This is a genomic window from Geothrix paludis (assembly GCF_022808815.1).
Taxonomy (GTDB): Bacteria; Acidobacteriota; Holophagae; order Holophagales; family Holophagaceae; genus Geothrix; species Geothrix paludis.
On the sequence record NZ_JAKZLC010000001.1, the window covers coordinates 139,980 to 153,823 of the forward strand.

The following is a 13,844-nucleotide window of genomic DNA, read 5'->3' on the forward strand; positions in this document are numbered from 1 at the left end:
CATGCCCGGGTTCAATTTCCTGTGCGTACAGGAAGGTGGGTCAGGACAGGTGGGCCAGGGGGATGATCCCGAACCACAGGAGGTAAGTGAGGGCAAGGGCCATGAGGCCGTCGATGCGCTCGCAGGGCGCGCCGCGGCGGAGGTACCGGAGGATGGCCCGGGCCAGCAGCAGCGCATGGGGAAGGGCCAGGAAGACGAGGAGCCCGCTGGTCCCGCCGAAGAGGCCCCACCGCTGCCAGACCACCCCGCAGACAGCAGCCGCCACCGCAAAGCCCAGAGCGGCCCAGGCGGCCCCTCGGCGTCCCAGGAGCACCGCCAGCGTCCGCTTGGCCACGGCGTGGTCTGCCTCGTGGTCCGGCAAGGCCGAGAGCGTGATGGCGGAAAGGGTGGCCAGGAACAGGGGCAGGCCCGTGAGCCAGGGGAAGGGGTCCCGCCAGATGCCGGATTGGAGCAAGCCGCCCACGAAGATGGCCGCGAAGCTGTGGGTGAGGCCCACGTCCAGCTCCCCCAGGCCCCGATAGACGAGCTTGAGGGGGGGCACAGTGTAGCCCGCGGCGAGCACCGCCAGGGCGATCATGGCCGCCAGGCCCGACCCGGACGGGGCCTGGACGGCACCCAGGGCCGCCAGGCTCGCGCCCAGCGCCAGGGCCAGCCCGGCCATGGCCCGCCGGACGCTGCGGGGGCCGAGTTCCCCGTCCGCCAGCACGCGGCTGCCGCCGTTGAAGGGGCCGGCGTGGCGGTTGAGGCGGTCCGTGCCCTGGTCGAACCACTCGTTGCTGACCACGGTGAGCGCCTCCATCAGGAAGAGGCACAGGTAGCCGAGCCAGTAGACGGGACGCGAGAAGGCGCCGTGCCTCGCCGCCGCCAGGGCGCCAATGGTGTAGGCCACCCAGGCCATGGGGTAGAACTGCAGGCGGAGCAGGCGCAGCCAGGCTCCGGCACGGCGGAGGAGGGCGTGGCGGCGGAGGCGGCCGGGCAGCCGGGTCGCTTCGGCCCGGGCCTGGCCCAGCCACCGGGCCCGCATCTCGGCGGTGGCGGGCTTCACAGGGGCGAAGGTGGAGATGAAAGTGGGCGCCACGCCGCAGAAGCCCAGAGTGGCGCGCCGCATGGCCTGGTGGCCGGGCTGGCGGTAGATGAGCCGGTAGACCCAGGACGGCGTGTCCATGGTCACCAGCAGGTGGGCCGAGCGCCCCTTCAGCAGCTTCGTCCAGGAGGCGGGATCCTCGTCCTGGGCCTCGAAGGCGAAGCCGGGGGTGAGCACGCGGTCGAGGAAGCCCTTGAGCAGGGCGGGCAGGGTGCCCCACCAGGCCGGGTAGACGAAGACCAGGTGGTCGGCCCAGCGGATCAGCGCCTGGGCCCGGGCCAGGTTCGGTTCCAGAGGTTGTTCCCGGGGCGAGGGCGTCCGTACATTCGGATCGAAGGCGAGGCTGACGAGGTCGAGGCGCTCGACTTCGAAGCCCGCGGTCCGGGCGCCTGCTTCATAGGCCCCGGCAAGGGCCGCGCAGAAGCTGTCCAGGCGAGGATGACCCAGGATCACGAGAACCCTTGGTGCCGCGCCTTCCGTGGATGCCGCCACCTGCCCTCCGTCCGGATGGGATGGGGCCATCCTACTCCTGGGATCGATCAGACGCGCCAGAGGCCCCAGTCGGGCCGGAGGCCGGAGATCCGCGCCGCGGCCTCGCCCCGCGCCTCGACGCTGTCGTACCGGGCAACCCAACAGCTGCCGGAGCCGCAGAGCAGTGGCTCGCCGCCGGTATCGCGCAGGGCGTCGCGCACCTCCGCCAGGGGCGGGCACACCCACAGGGCCGCGCCCGTGAGGTCGTTGCGCCAGGGCGGTGCGGCGCCTTCGGGTTGCGACGCCAGGGCCTCGGGGAAGGGATAGCCCACGTCCTGGATGGCCCGGTACACGCTGGGCGTGCTCACATGCAGGCCCGGGTGGACCAGCAGGAGGGGTTCCAGCGGCACCGGCCGCAGGGGAAACACCCGCTCGCCCCGGCCCAGGCCCAGCACGGTGCCGCCCAGCAGGAACAGGGGCACGTCGCTGCCCAGGCGGGCGGCGAGGCCCAGCAGCACCGCGTCGTCGAGGCCCAGGTCGAACATCCGGTTCCCCAACCGCAGGGCCGCCGCCGCATCGCTGCTGCCGCCGCCGAGGCCGGCGCCGTGGGGGATGCGTTTCTCCAGGCGCAGGGCCGCGGGCAGGGGACGCTTGGCGGCCTCCTCCAGGAGGCGCCAGGCCTTGATCACCAGGTTCGACTCGTCCGCTGTGAGGCCCTGACCGGTGGGGCCGGTGATCTCAATCGTCAGCGCCGGGGCCGGCTCGGCCGACAGCGTGTCCGTCAGCGCCGCCACACCCTCCAGCACCGTGGTGACCAGCTCCAGCTCGTGGAAGCCGTCGGCACGCCGGCCCAGCACGGCGAGGAAGCGGTTCAGCTTGGCGGGGGCGGAGACCTGGAGAGCCATGGCTCCAAGGTAGCGCATCGCTCCGCTAGGCTGGTCGGATGGTCCTCTTCTTCCGCACCCTCTGGAAACTGCTTACGCTCTGGCGCCGTCCGGGACTCGATCCCCTGGACGTCTCCGTGCTGCATTTCCGCGTCTGGCCCAACGACCTGGACATGAACATCCACATGAACAACGGGCGCTTCCTCAGCATCATGGACCTAGGGCGGTTCGACCTTACGTTCCGGACGAAGCTGGGCCGGGCCATGCTGGGGAACCGCTGGAAGCCGCTGGTCGGCGGCATCACCATGCGCTACCGCCGCAGCCTCGAGCTGTTCGAACCCTTCACCCTCCACACACGCCTGCTGGGCTGGGACGATAAGTGGGTCTTCCTGGAGCAGCGGTTCCTGAAACGTGATGGCGACCTCGCCGCCGAAGGTGTGGTGAAAGCCCTTTTCCGAGGGAAGGCCGGCAACGTCCCCATGGCTGAGGTGCTCCGCCTGATGGAGTACGACGGGCCCCAGCTCGAAGTGCCAGAGGCCATCAGGCGGTGGGCGAAGGGGTGAGGCGAAAAACGCGTTCGCGTTTTTCGTACGCTTGGGCTCAGTCCGCGCATCTGAGGACTGAGGACTGAGAACTGCCCTACAGCCCGTCTTCGAGTTCGAACTCAGGATCGGGGATCGAGAGGATCTCCGGCCCGTCCTTGGTGATAGCGATGTCGTGCTCGAACTGGGCGGAGAGCTGGCCGTCGCGGGTGCGTACGGTCCAGCCGTCGGGTTCCACCAGGCACCTGTGGCTGCCGATGTTGAGGATGGGCTCGATGGTGATGGTCATGCCGGGCTCCATGCGGAAGCCGGTGCCGGGCCGCTGGTCCGCGAAGACCACCTGCGGATCTTCGTGCAGATCCCTGCCCAGGCCGTGGCCGATGTACTCGCGCACCACGGAGTAGCCGCGCTCCTCGGCGAAGGTCTGCACGGCGGTGGCCATGTCGCCCAGGCGCTCGCCGGGGCGGCAGTGCTCGATGCCCACGAACATGGCCAGCTGGGCCGTCTGGATGAGGCGCCTGGCCTCCTCGCTGATCTTCCCCACACCCACGGTCAGGCAGGTGTCGCCATGGTAGCCGTCCAGCTTGGCGCCGCAGTCGATGGCGATGATGTCGCCCTCCTGGAGCACGTACTTGGAGGGGATGCCGTGCACCACCTTGTCGTTCACCGACGTGCAGAGGGTGGCGGGGAAGCCGTGGTAGCCCTTGAAGCTGGGGCTGGCGCCCTGCTGGCGGATGTAGGCTTCGGCCACGCGGTCGATCTCTAGGAGACTCACGCCGGGCTTGGCGGCGCGGGCGGCCAGGCGGAGCGCGTTGGCGGCCACGCGGCCCGCCTCGCGGAGCTTCTCGATCTCCTTGCGGCTCTTGTAGCGGATCTGTTCTCGGATCAGGACCATCTTGCCCTCGGTCACCAGTCTAGCGGGGTGGCGGTAGAATGTCGGCATGGCGCGACATCCGAAGATCCTGGTGACGACAACCCTGCTGGCTTCGGGCCTGATGGCGGGCCTGATGAGCTGCCGTGGCGTTCCTGCCCGTCCCGCCTCGGTCTCCCCTGAAGCCATGTGGTGCGCGGAGGCCAAGGAGGGCGTGTTCCTCAAGGTGGGCGGCCACCAGGGCACCCTCTGGCAGCTGGAGATCTGGGACCGCCAGGGCCGCTCCCTGGCCTCGGGTTCCTTCCGGCTGCGCGGCTTCGCCAAGGCCAAGATCGTTCCCGAGGAAGTGGTGTCCTGGCAGAACGGCGTTCTGCATCTGAAGGACGGCACCGTGCTGGTGCAGGAAGCCCCGGCCGCGCCCTGATGCCCTATACCCGCGAGGAGAAGGACTGGCTGGAGCGCGAGTGGGCCTTCCGGGCCTGGGGCCGCGCCGGCCTGCTCAGCACCGACGACTACCGGCAGGTCCTGGCCTGGGAAGCCGAAGGCGTGCCCATGGACCTGGTGGTATCCGCCCTCAACGCGTTCTTCGATCGCCGCGGGAAGCGCGAGAAGCCGCGCACCTTCGTGGCCCTCAAGCACCTCGACCGCGACGTGGCCAAGGCTGTGAAGCTGCGAGAGGCCGTGGTCCGCGCAGGGCCGGAGCTGGATGCGGGCAAAGGCTGGGACCAGGTCAAGAAGCCCCTGAGGGAGGACCCCGCCGCGAAGGCGGCCTTCGAGGCTTGGCAGCGCCTGCGGGCCGCCGCACCCTCGCCGGAATCCGCCGGCTACCTTTCACACCACGACCAGGAGCGCGAGGCCCGCGCCGCCCTGCTGGCCCTGGCCGAGGAGGCCCTCGGGCCGGCCGCCGAAGGCCTGAAGGCCGAACTGCGCCAGCGCCTGGAGGCCTCGGACATGAAAGAGGGCGGCCTGGTTTGGAAACGGGCCTGGAACCACCACTGGGCCCGCCTCGTGGGCGCCGCCTGGAACCTGCCGCTGGAGGGCGCATGACGGTCGATCCCCGCTGGCAGCAGGAGCTGGAGGCTCCCACGGAGCGGTTCTTCGGGGCCTTCACGGCCCAGCTCGCCATGCCGGACGGCGTGCGCGATGGTGTGCGGGAGGCCGTGAAGACCCTCGTCCCCCGCATCGACTGGGAGGCCTACCTGCCCCACGTGCCGCACGGCATCCTCGGCCTGCGCGCGGTGCTGCGCCTAAAGCCGCTGCTGAGCGAGGCGGGCTTCCATCGGGCCCTGGCCACGCAGCTGCACATGGCCGCCCACGAGGGACGCCGCTCACCCCAGAACCTGGCCCAGGTGTCGGCAGCCAAGGGCAGCGGCCACTGGCCGAACCTGGAGGCCTTCATCCAGTCCCGCCGGCCCGGCCTGGCCTACGCCGAGGCCCAGGGCTTCGACGCTCCCGCCGAGGCCGACTTCCAGCGCCTTCGAGGACTCACCGAGCTGGACATGGCCACGGTCGGGCACAAGGCGGTGGTGTGCGACCATCTCGCCGACCTGCACGAGCGGCTGGAACGGCCCAAGGCCACCGGGCGGAGGCTCTTTGGCCTGGCGGCCTGGGTAGCGGCCTCGCCGGAGGACACCTTCTGGGCCCGCCGCGCCGCCAAGCGACTGGGTGACGCGGCGGTGTCCGTGCCCTGGATGCCGGCCACGCTCGACGAGGCGGCCTGGGAACCCCAGGTGCGCGAGATCTGCGACCTGGGCCTCGTGGCGCTCCTGGATCCGTTCACGGCCCGGCTGAAGGCGGGCCAGGGAAGCGGGGACACGCTGGCGGCCCTGGTGCTGGCGGCCTCCGAGAAGCAGCTGGACGCCCGGCGCGACCTGGAGGGCAAGACCGCGTGGACGTACGTCTACCTGGCTGCCGTGGCGCGCGCCCGCCCCGCGGACCCGCGCATCTGGTGCCAGGCCGCGGCCCTGGTGAACCTCTTCCCCACGGACGAGCCCGAGGAGCGGGTGCGGACCGCCCGGGTCGGGGATCCGGACGCCGGGGCCCTGACGGAGGCGATCCTGGACGTGGAGCCGGCCCTGGCCATGGCCCACGCCGGCGGGCTGGCGAGCGCAGGCCGTGCGGAGGCGGCTCTGGCCGCCCTGGCCGAAGCGGCGGTCCAGGACGATCCCACCTTCAACCACGCCCACCAGGTAATGGCCGTGGCCGCCGCCGCCGACCTGCTGCCCGATCTGCCGCCTCCCGCGCAGGGAGCGATGCTGGTGGCCCTCGCCAAGAGCCTGGCCAACAGCCAGGGCAGCGGCGACCTGGGGCGGCTGGCCGACCGGGCGCTGAGATAGCCATGCCGAAGACCTTCGCCTTCCTCCGCGCCATCAACGTCGGAGGCCACACCGTGACCATGGCCGACCTGAAGGCGCGGTTCCAGGAGCTGGACCTGCGGAGCGTGGAGACGTTCATCGCCAGCGGGAACGTGGTCTTCGAGGCGGGCCGGGCCGGTGAGGCGTCCCTGGCGGCGCGCCTCGAGACGCACCTGGAGGCCAAGCTGGGGTTTCCCGTGGCCGTCTTCCTGCGCTCCGGCGCGGAACTGGCGGCCCTGGTGGCCGGCTGCCCCTACGATGTCACCGAGCAGGCGGAGGCCCGGGCCATGAACGTGATCTTCCTCCAGGCGCCGCTCACGAAGACCCAGGCGGCCCGCCTCCGGGACCTGGAGACGGCGGAGGACGACTTCCGCTTCCACGGCCGCGAGGTGTGGTGGCGCTGCCGCACGAAGCAGAGCCAGTCCGCCTTCTCCAACGCGGTCTTCGAGAAGGCCCTGGGCCTGGAGGCGACCTTCCGGGGCCTTCCCACGCTCCAGCGGCTGGTGGCCAAGCACCTGTCCTAGCCAGGTCGTGAAACAATCGCGGATCCGAGGAGTTCATGGGCAAGAACCGGCTGGAAGCCTTCAGTGACGGCGTGATGGCCATCATCCTCACCATCATGGTGCTGGAGCTGAGGGCGCCCCGCGGCGACTCCTTTGCGGCCCTCCGGCCGCTCCTGCCCACCTTCGTGGGCTATGCGCTGAGCTTCATCTACATCGCCATCTACTGGAACAACCACCACCACATGCTCCACGCGGCCAGGAAGGTGAACGGGCCGATCCTGTGGGCCAACACGCACCTGCTGTTCTGGCTCTCGCTCGTGCCCTTCGCCACGGCCTGGATGGGGGGCAACCACTTCGCGGCCGGGCCCGTGGCCCTCTACGGGGCCGTCCTGCTCATGGCCGCGCTGGCCTACTACCTGCTGAGCCAGTGCCTCATCCACCACCACGGGCGGGGTTCTCTCCTTGAGGCTGCCGTGGGCGGGGACTTCAAGGGGAAGATCTCCATCGCGATCTACGCCTCTGCCATCTGCCTGTCCTTCGTCAACCGCTGGGCCGGCTTCGCGCTCTATTGGGTGGTGGCCCTCATCTGGCTGGTGCCGGATCGGCGCATCGAGAAGATCCTGGCCCGCGAAGCCGCCGGGGAGGACGGCTCCAGGCGCTGACGTGAGAGGACGGGATCCCGGTCAGAACCGGTACGTGGCGCCCAGCGCGAAGGATGCGTCGTCGGTGTTCTCGTGGTGGGTGATGTTGTTCACGTAGCGGAAGGTCAGGGTGGTCCGGCGGTTCAGGTAGGCATGGAAGCCAAGGTCGTGCTGGAGGCTGTTGTCGTGCAGCTTGGCGAAGGGCTGGGGCGTGCTGAAGCCGCTAAGGAAGTAGAGCTGGAGGAAGGGTTGGATGACCTTGTTGCGGCGTCCCTGCCAGGTCAGATGGGCCCCCAGGTCGGAGGTGTAGTCCAGCTGGTTGTAGGCGGCGTTGCCGCGCCCCCGGTGGGTGTAGGCGGCGCCGGCGTAGATCACCTGGGTGGCGGAGGGCTGCCACCAGCCGCTGAGTCCGCCTTCGACGTCCCAGCCTGACTTGAACGAGTTGTAGGTGCGGGCCAGCGGGGGTTTCACCGTGAGGGTGGCGCTCAGGCCCGTGGACGCGTCCTGGTGGATCAGGTGGACCAGGCCGAACAGGGGGTCCTGGACGCGGGTGGGCTGGGCGCCCTCCCGCACGAAATCCAGGCGTCCGTACCGGATGGTGGCCACCACGGCCTGGTTGCGGGCTACCTCGGTGCGCCCCCACTGCTCGAAGCCGAAGGTCTTGTGGAAGGTCTCGATGGGAGTGTCCAGGTCACCACCGCCGTGGCGCTCCACCGGCAGCTCCGCCCAGACATCCGTTCGGTCCGTGAGGCCGCGCCGGACCTGGAGGGTGGTCCGGGCGATCTCCTCGTCGAAGTAGAAGACGAAGGGGGCGGTGGGGTACTCCGCGGCCAGGGCCTCCAGGGAAGCCCGGTCCATGCGATGGCGCCCCTGGAACCAGGCGGGCGGGTGATCCTTGATCAGGTCGGAGAACTCGAAGACGTTGGCCCGGACGTGGGTGAGGGTCACCTGCCAGCGACCCGGGCCGATGGGGCGCGGGGCCTGGGGCTGGTAGGTCATGGGGGCCTGGAGCAGGGTGAACATGTTCCGGGTGGGCAGGGGGCCCATCTCGGGATAGGGCTCGTCCTGGGCCTGGAGGGACAGGCCGAGGGCCAGCGCGAGAACGGCGCGCATGGGAGGTGCTCCTTGGTTGAAGACGGATCGATGACCCTCCCATGCCAGGCGGGGTGCCGCTGGCGATGGGTGATTGGGTGCCGGAGTCGTCCGGGTTGTGCTTTCTTCCGGGAAGCCTATTTCCCTATGAAAGCAATATTGAGATCCCGACTTCCCCTTGTCAAGCAGCTTTCTTTGGGATAGTTTTGTGGTGCCACCGGGTTTCCCCCGGGCCCATGGACCGCCTCATGAACCTTCCCGAATCATCCAGCTGCCGCTGCTTCCGCATGGCCATCGACCTGCTGGGCAAGCCCTGGACGGGGCAGATCCTATGGGTCCTCCAGGAGGGCCCCCTCCGGTTCAACGAGCTGGCCGCCCGGGTTCCCGGCATCGGGGAGAAGGTCCTTTCCGCCCGCCTGAAGGAGCTGGAATGCCAGGGCCTGCTGGTGCGCCGCGTCCTGCCCACCACGCCCGTGCGGGTGGAGTACGAGCTCACCTGCAAGGGGCAGGGTTTCCGCCAGGTGGTGGAGGCCGTCACCCAGTGGGGAACCCAGATCGTGGACGCCGAGGATCAGGCCCGGTAGTTCGGCATCGCGGCGCCCTTGGCCCATTCGAAGATGAGGCTGGTCTGGATATGGGCCACTTCGGCGCGGGTGGTGAAGGCGTCCAGGGCCAGGTCGCGCAGGTGGTGGGCATCCCGCACGGCCACATGCACCTGGAAGTCGTGGGTGCCGGCCACATGGAACACCGCCAGCACCTCCGGCAGGCCCATGGCGTGCTTCCAGAAGGCCTTCACCTGGGCCCGGCTGTGCTGGCGCAGCTGCACGGCGATGAGGGCCTGGAGGCCCACGCCCAGGGCTCCCGGGTCCACCTCCGCATGGGCGCCCTTCAGCACGCCCTCGGAACGCAGGCGCTGCACGCGAGCCAGGCAGGAGGACGGCGCCAAACCCACGGCGGCGGCCAGTTCCTTGTTGGATAGCCGAGCATCCTTCTGTAAAAAGCTCAAAATGTTGCAGTCGATTCGGTCAAGTTCCATGAGTGACATCATTCCACGAAAAAGATTCGGGGGATTGCCGAATTCATGAAACCTACATTGGGGACAGGAGTGTCCCCATGTCCAAGCCCAACACCGCCCTGTCCATCGAGACCCAGGCCGTCCACGCCGGCCGCGAGGTGCTCCACGAACAGGGCGTCCATGCCCTGCCCATCGACCTCAGCAGCACCTACCCCTTGCGCGACCTGGACGAGGGCGGCCGCAGCCTGGAGGCCATGGCCATGGGCGGACTGCCCATCGGGAGCCCCGTCTATTCCCGCCTCTACAATCCGACCACCGCCCGCTACGAGCAGGCCCTGGCCCAGCTGGAGGGCGCCGAGGAGGCCGTGGCCTTCGGCTCGGGCATGGCGGCGGTGACCGCCTGCCTCATGGCGGCGAAGGCCCGGGGCGGCCATGTCGTGGCCGTCCGCCCGCTCTATGGCGGCACGGACCACCTGCTGGCCTCCGGGATGCTGGGGCTCGAGGTGACCTGGGCCGAGGCCGACGGCATTTCCGCCGCCCTCCGCTCCGACACGGCGATGGTGATCGTGGAGACGCCCGCCAACCCGACCCTCGCGATGGTGGACCTGGACGACGTGGTGCGCCAGGCCGGCAAGGTCCCCGTGCTGGTGGACAACACCTTCGCCACCCCCATCCTCCAGAACCCCATCAAGCAGGGCGTGACCCTGGTCCTCCACAGCGCCACCAAGTTCCTGGGCGGGCACGGCGACGTGCTGGCGGGCATCGTGGCCACCAACAACGACTGGGCCACGGAGCTGCGCAAGGTCCGCGTCATCACTGGCAACGTGCTCCATCCCCTGGCGGCCTACCTGCTGCATCGCGGCCTGCCCACGCTGCCCCTGCGCGTGCGCGCGCAGCAGGCGGGCGCCCAGGTGATCGCCGAGCGCCTGGCCAAGCATCCCGCCGTCTCCGCCGTCCACTTCCCGGGCCTGCCCGGCCAGGATCCCAAGGGCCTGCTCGGCCGCCAAATGAAGGGCCCCGGCTCCCTCATGGCCTTCGAGCTGAAGGGAGGCTTCGAGGCCGCCTCCGTGGTCATGGCCGAGGTGAAGCTCATGACGGCCGCCGTGTCCCTGGGCAGCGTGGACACGCTCATCCAGCACCCGGCCGCCCTCACCCACCGCGTGGTGGATCCTGCGGCCCGCGAGCACAGCGGTGTGTCCCAGTCCCTCATGCGCCTCTCCGTGGGCCTGGAGAGCCCCGAGGACCTGTGGGCCGATCTGGAGCAGGCCCTGGCCAAGGCCATGGCGCGCCAGGCCGTCGGCGCCGCCCGCTGAAGGCTGCGTTCGCCCGAGATTAGGGCCGGCAGATCGATTGACCCGGGTCGTATGCTTTGGGTGTCTCCATTCCGGAGAGGCCCATGGCTTCACGCGACAGCCTGATCCACCTCCACTGTGGCGATGCCGCAGTCGCGGTGCATCGGCGGTCCGGCCTGCCGGGCACCGTGCGTGTCTGCCGGGATTCTCCTGCGGTGGGTCCCTGGACCTCCGATACTTCCCGGCTGCCCGGATTGCGGGCCGCCTGGTGGGAGCTGCCCAAGGGCGAGGACCCGCCCAGGCTCGTCCTGGACGACTTGGGCGGGACCGCCGAGCCCGTCCTCTGGTTCGGTCCGGATCCCTGGGAGCAGGCCTGCCTGCTGTGGGTGCTGGCGGAGCTTCCCGAGAGCACCCTCGCCGATCTGGTCCCCTTGGATCGGGGCGTGTCGCAGACCGCGCCGGCCGCCCTGCCTGGTCTGTTCACGGGACGGGTCCTGCTCGAGGAGGAGACGCTGGCCCAGGCCCGGGGCCTCTGGGGCGCGTTCCTGGAAGGAGGCTGGCGCGCGCTGGCCGGCTGTGGCATCCCGGCCCTCCCCTGGATGGCCCGGGCCCTGGCCCGGCTCGCGGAGGATCATCCCGTCGCCGGCCCCGGCCGGACCCGGACCCAGATCCGGGGCCTCGTGGACCGTGGGATCCTGGATCTGCCGGCCCTGATGACGGGCCTCCGGAAGCTGGAGGATCCCCGCCACGGGGCCTGGTACGGAGATCGTTACGTCGCCAAGATGGTGGAGTCCATAGAGGCGCGGCTAGGCTGAAACAGCCGCCATGACGCTCGCGCCCCTGCCACTATCCACCAAGGTCACGGTCCTCCGGGGCCTGGGCCCCGCGCGGGCGGCGGCGCTGCAGGAAGCGGGCGTCGACACCCTGCGGGACCTGCTGTGGAGCCTGCCCTACCGCTACGTGGACCGGGGCAGCCTGCGGACCCTGGGCAGCCTGGACCTGCGGGGCTTCGAGCCGGCGGATTCGGGCATCGTGACCGTCCTGGGCACCCTGCGGGACCTGCGCCAGAGCACCACGCGCGTGCAGCGCATGGCCCTCACCGAGGCCCTGCTGGAGGATGGCACCGGCACCCTGCGCCTCATCTGGTTCAACCAGCCCTACCTGGGCCGGTCGCTGAAGGTGGGCGACCGCCTGCTGGCCTTCGGTCCGCTTTCGGTGGGCCGCCAGGGCCTGGAGATGCGCGGGCCGCAGTTCGAGATGATGGGCCGGGGCGAGGATCTCGCCTGGGTCCGGCGCTTCCTGCCCCTCTACCGCAAGCTGGGACCCCTGCCGGGCCGGGCGCGGCAGAGGCTGGTGCAGGAGGCCCTGGGCCGGGCCCATGCGGCGGAGGAGTGGCTGCCCCTCGAGCTGGCGAAGGATCTGCCGGACGCCATGACGGCGTTCCGGCTGCTGCACGATCCGCCGGACGGCAGCGATCCCGCCCTGCTGGAGAAGGGCCAGTCGCCCGCCCACGAGCGCCTGGCGGCGGAGGAGCTGTTCGCCTTCGCCCTGGGCGTGGCCCTGCGCCGCGCGGGGCGCCTGAAGCGCCGCGGCCTGGTGGTGCCCACCTCGCCGGAGCTGCGCGAGCGGCTGCGGTCCTTCCTCCCCTTTCACCTCACCGGAGCCCAGCGGCGGGCCTTCAAGGACATCGTGGACGACCTCACCTCGGGTCGCGTGATGAACCGACTGCTCCAGGGCGACGTGGGCAGCGGCAAGACGCTGGTCGCCCTGCTCTCCATGGCCATGGTGGCCGAGACCGGCGGACAGGGGGCCCTGCTGGTGCCCACGGAGGTGCTGGCCCGCCAGCATGCCGCCAGCTTCCGGCGCTACCTGGGCGACCGCGCCGACAGCCTCCAGCTCCTGCTGGGCGGCATGAAGGCGGCGGAGAAGCGCGCGGCCCTGGCCCGCATCGCCAGCGGCGAGGCCCGCTACGTGGTGGGCACCCACGCTCTCTTCCAGGAGGCCGTGGCCTTCCACAGGCTCCAGTTGGTGGTGGTGGACGAGCAGCACCGCTTCGGCGTGAAGCAGCGCGAGGCCCTGAAGGGGAAAGGGGGCGATCCCCACTGGCTGGTCATGAGCGCCACGCCCATCCCGCGCTCCCTGGCCCTGGCGATCTTCGGCGATCTCGATCAAAGCGTGCTGGACGAGCTGCCGCCCGGCCGCCAGCCCATCAGCACGAAGCTGCACAAGCCCGAGTCCGCGGAGCGGGCCTGGGAGCAGGTGCGGCGCGAGCTGGCCGAGGGCCGCCAGGCCTTCGTGGTGAGCCCCAGCATCGACCCCTCCGACGAAGGGAAGGTCCAGCTCCGCGACATCCAGGCCATGGAGGCCCTGCTGCGGGGCATCTTCCCGGAGGTGGAGCTCGAGGTGGTGCACGGCCGGGTCCGGACGGATGAGATGGCGGCCCGCATGGCGCGGTTCGCCTCCGGCGAGGCGAAGATCCTCCTGGCCACCACGGTCATCGAGGTGGGGGTGGACGTGCCCAACGCCACGGTGATGGTGGTGGACCACGCCGAGCGCTTCGGCCTCAGCCAGCTGCACCAGCTGAGGGGCCGGGTGGGGCGAGGCGCGCATCGCAGCCACTTCCTCATGATTAGCGGCTCCGAGACCGAGCGCCTCCAGACGCTGGTGGAGACCCAGGACGGCTTCCGCATCGCCCAGCGGGACCTGGAGCTGCGGGGCCCCGGCGAGTTCTTCGGCGTGAGGCAGGCGGGGATGCCCCAGTTCCAGGTGGCGGATCTGGTGCGTGACCGCCGCCTGCTCGCCAGGTGTCGCGAGGCCGCCGACCGGGCCCTGGCGCACGGCCTCAGTGATGCCCAAGCGGCCTGGCTGCAACGCGAGCAGGTGCGGTTGAGGCTGGCCGAGGTGAGCTGACCTCCGGGCCGGAGAACAGGCGCCGATGAACTGAACACCACCACGCTTTCAGTGGATCTACGGGTTTGTTGACATGGTCTTGATAAATGACCATGTTCTCGAGATCGCATCATTGTTTTTTCTTGATGAAGATTTTTCGACGCAACCCTGCTGCCGGCGTCCCGGCAGCCCCAGAAGGAGATGGA

General features: G+C 70.2%; 15 protein-coding genes. 10 read left to right on the forward strand and 5 right to left on the reverse strand.

The features are described from left to right. Nucleotides 1-40: 40 nt before the first annotated feature. Both MLE64_RS00650 and ispE read right to left on the reverse strand, forming a co-directional pair. A complete protein-coding gene (locus tag MLE64_RS00650) occupies nucleotides 41-1,606 on the reverse strand; it encodes an NAD(P)H-dependent oxidoreductase (protein WP_279342837.1) in 1,566 nt (521 codons plus the stop codon). A gap of 17 nt (nucleotides 1,607-1,623) precedes the next feature. Beyond that, on the reverse strand, nucleotides 1,624-2,478 hold the full coding sequence (gene ispE / locus MLE64_RS00655; RefSeq protein WP_243314693.1) for a 4-(cytidine 5'-diphospho)-2-C-methyl-D-erythritol kinase: 855 nt from the start codon (nucleotides 2,476-2,478) through the stop codon (nucleotides 1,624-1,626). A 20-nt stretch (nucleotides 2,479-2,498) separates the two neighbouring features. Between ispE and MLE64_RS00660 the strand changes: the two genes are divergently transcribed. Beyond that, on the forward strand, nucleotides 2,499-3,002 hold the full coding sequence (locus MLE64_RS00660) for a thioesterase family protein (RefSeq protein ID WP_243314695.1): 504 nt from the start codon (nucleotides 2,499-2,501) through the stop codon (nucleotides 3,000-3,002). Nucleotides 3,003-3,078: 76 nt separating this feature from the next. Here MLE64_RS00660 and map read toward each other — a convergent pair whose 3' ends face one another. Next, nucleotides 3,079-3,876: a type I methionyl aminopeptidase gene (gene map / locus MLE64_RS00665; RefSeq protein ID WP_423748239.1), complete on the reverse strand. Its 798-nt coding sequence runs from the start codon at nucleotides 3,874-3,876 to the stop codon at nucleotides 3,079-3,081. A 46-nt stretch (nucleotides 3,877-3,922) separates the two neighbouring features. Between map and MLE64_RS00670 the strand changes: the two genes are divergently transcribed. The 5 genes from MLE64_RS00670 to MLE64_RS00690 are packed head-to-tail and all read left to right on the forward strand — an operon-like array spanning nucleotide 3,923 to nucleotide 7,371. Then, nucleotides 3,923-4,276, forward strand: coding sequence for a hypothetical protein (locus MLE64_RS00670; RefSeq protein ID WP_243314697.1), 354 nt, complete (start codon nucleotides 3,923-3,925; stop codon nucleotides 4,274-4,276). After that, complete coding sequence (locus MLE64_RS00675; protein ID WP_243314699.1) at nucleotides 4,276-4,899, forward strand: hypothetical protein; 624 nt, start codon at nucleotides 4,276-4,278, stop codon at nucleotides 4,897-4,899. Before MLE64_RS00670 ends, MLE64_RS00675 begins: the two co-directional genes overlap by 1 nt. Continuing rightward, nucleotides 4,896-6,188, forward strand: a complete 1,293-nt coding sequence (locus MLE64_RS00680; RefSeq protein WP_243314701.1) for a hypothetical protein — start codon at nucleotides 4,896-4,898, stop codon at nucleotides 6,186-6,188. The genes MLE64_RS00675 and MLE64_RS00680 overlap by 4 nt, the downstream gene beginning before the upstream one ends. 2 nt (nucleotides 6,189-6,190) lie before the next feature. Next, entirely contained in the window at nucleotides 6,191-6,730 is a 540-nt protein-coding gene (locus MLE64_RS00685) for a DUF1697 domain-containing protein (protein ID WP_243314703.1), read from the forward strand. 35 nt (nucleotides 6,731-6,765) lie between these two features. Continuing rightward, nucleotides 6,766-7,371, forward strand: coding sequence for a TMEM175 family protein (locus MLE64_RS00690; protein WP_243314705.1), 606 nt, complete (start codon nucleotides 6,766-6,768; stop codon nucleotides 7,369-7,371). A gap of 21 nt (nucleotides 7,372-7,392) precedes the next feature. Here the strand turns inward: MLE64_RS00690 and MLE64_RS00695 are convergent, their stop codons facing one another. Then, nucleotides 7,393-8,463, reverse strand: a complete 1,071-nt coding sequence (locus MLE64_RS00695; protein ID WP_243314707.1) for a DUF3187 family protein — start codon at nucleotides 8,461-8,463, stop codon at nucleotides 7,393-7,395. Between the two features lie 227 nt (nucleotides 8,464-8,690). On the opposite strand from MLE64_RS00695, the gene MLE64_RS00700 reads away from it, so the two are divergent. Further along, nucleotides 8,691-9,026, forward strand: coding sequence for a winged helix-turn-helix transcriptional regulator (locus MLE64_RS00700; protein WP_243314709.1), 336 nt, complete (start codon nucleotides 8,691-8,693; stop codon nucleotides 9,024-9,026). Here the strand turns inward: MLE64_RS00700 and MLE64_RS00705 are convergent. After that, the gene (locus tag MLE64_RS00705) at nucleotides 9,014-9,478 is read right to left on the reverse strand and encodes an Lrp/AsnC family transcriptional regulator (protein ID WP_243314712.1); all 465 of its coding nucleotides are present in this window, start codon (nucleotides 9,476-9,478) and stop codon (nucleotides 9,014-9,016) included. The genes MLE64_RS00700 and MLE64_RS00705 overlap by 13 nt on opposite strands. Before the next feature lie 77 nt (nucleotides 9,479-9,555). Here MLE64_RS00705 and MLE64_RS00710 point away from each other — a divergent pair, with 77 nt between their 5' ends. The 3 genes from MLE64_RS00710 (at nucleotide 9,556) to recG (ending at nucleotide 13,659) form a co-directional block, all read left to right on the forward strand. Continuing rightward, nucleotides 9,556-10,770: a trans-sulfuration enzyme family protein gene (locus tag MLE64_RS00710; RefSeq protein WP_243314714.1), complete on the forward strand. Its 1,215-nt coding sequence runs from the start codon at nucleotides 9,556-9,558 to the stop codon at nucleotides 10,768-10,770. Nucleotides 10,771-10,853: 83 nt separating this feature from the next. Then, the gene (locus tag MLE64_RS00715) at nucleotides 10,854-11,564 is read left to right on the forward strand and encodes a hypothetical protein (RefSeq protein ID WP_243314715.1); all 711 of its coding nucleotides are present in this window, start codon (nucleotides 10,854-10,856) and stop codon (nucleotides 11,562-11,564) included. A 10-nt stretch (nucleotides 11,565-11,574) separates the two neighbouring features. Then, a complete protein-coding gene (gene recG / locus MLE64_RS00720; RefSeq protein ID WP_243314717.1) occupies nucleotides 11,575-13,659 on the forward strand; it encodes an ATP-dependent DNA helicase RecG in 2,085 nt (694 codons plus the stop codon). The last annotated feature ends 185 nt before the right edge of the window (nucleotides 13,660-13,844 follow it).

What these genes read in the sequence shown, in the direction of transcription:
- MLE64_RS00650 (WP_279342837.1), bottom strand. Translation starts at nt 1,606, where the DNA reads ATGGCCCCATCCCATCCGGACGGAGGGCAGGTGGCGGCATCCACGGAA.
- ispE (WP_243314693.1), bottom strand. Translation starts at nt 2,478, where the DNA reads ATGCGCTACCTTGGAGCCATGGCTCTCCAGGTCTCCGCCCCCGCCAAG.
- MLE64_RS00660 (WP_243314695.1), top strand. Translation starts at nt 2,499, where the DNA reads ATGGTCCTCTTCTTCCGCACCCTCTGGAAACTGCTTACGCTCTGGCGC.
- map (WP_423748239.1), bottom strand. Translation starts at nt 3,876, where the DNA reads ATGGTCCTGATCCGAGAACAGATCCGCTACAAGAGCCGCAAGGAGATC.
- MLE64_RS00670 (WP_243314697.1), top strand. Translation starts at nt 3,923, where the DNA reads ATGGCGCGACATCCGAAGATCCTGGTGACGACAACCCTGCTGGCTTCG.
- MLE64_RS00675 (WP_243314699.1), top strand. Translation starts at nt 4,276, where the DNA reads ATGCCCTATACCCGCGAGGAGAAGGACTGGCTGGAGCGCGAGTGGGCC.
- MLE64_RS00680 (WP_243314701.1), top strand. Translation starts at nt 4,896, where the DNA reads ATGACGGTCGATCCCCGCTGGCAGCAGGAGCTGGAGGCTCCCACGGAG.
- MLE64_RS00685 (WP_243314703.1), top strand. Translation starts at nt 6,191, where the DNA reads ATGCCGAAGACCTTCGCCTTCCTCCGCGCCATCAACGTCGGAGGCCAC.
- MLE64_RS00690 (WP_243314705.1), top strand. Translation starts at nt 6,766, where the DNA reads ATGGGCAAGAACCGGCTGGAAGCCTTCAGTGACGGCGTGATGGCCATC.
- MLE64_RS00695 (WP_243314707.1), bottom strand. Translation starts at nt 8,463, where the DNA reads ATGCGCGCCGTTCTCGCGCTGGCCCTCGGCCTGTCCCTCCAGGCCCAG.
- MLE64_RS00700 (WP_243314709.1), top strand. Translation starts at nt 8,691, where the DNA reads ATGAACCTTCCCGAATCATCCAGCTGCCGCTGCTTCCGCATGGCCATC.
- MLE64_RS00705 (WP_243314712.1), bottom strand. Translation starts at nt 9,478, where the DNA reads ATGGAACTTGACCGAATCGACTGCAACATTTTGAGCTTTTTACAGAAG.
- MLE64_RS00710 (WP_243314714.1), top strand. Translation starts at nt 9,556, where the DNA reads ATGTCCAAGCCCAACACCGCCCTGTCCATCGAGACCCAGGCCGTCCAC.
- MLE64_RS00715 (WP_243314715.1), top strand. Translation starts at nt 10,854, where the DNA reads ATGGCTTCACGCGACAGCCTGATCCACCTCCACTGTGGCGATGCCGCA.
- recG (WP_243314717.1), top strand. Translation starts at nt 11,575, where the DNA reads ATGACGCTCGCGCCCCTGCCACTATCCACCAAGGTCACGGTCCTCCGG.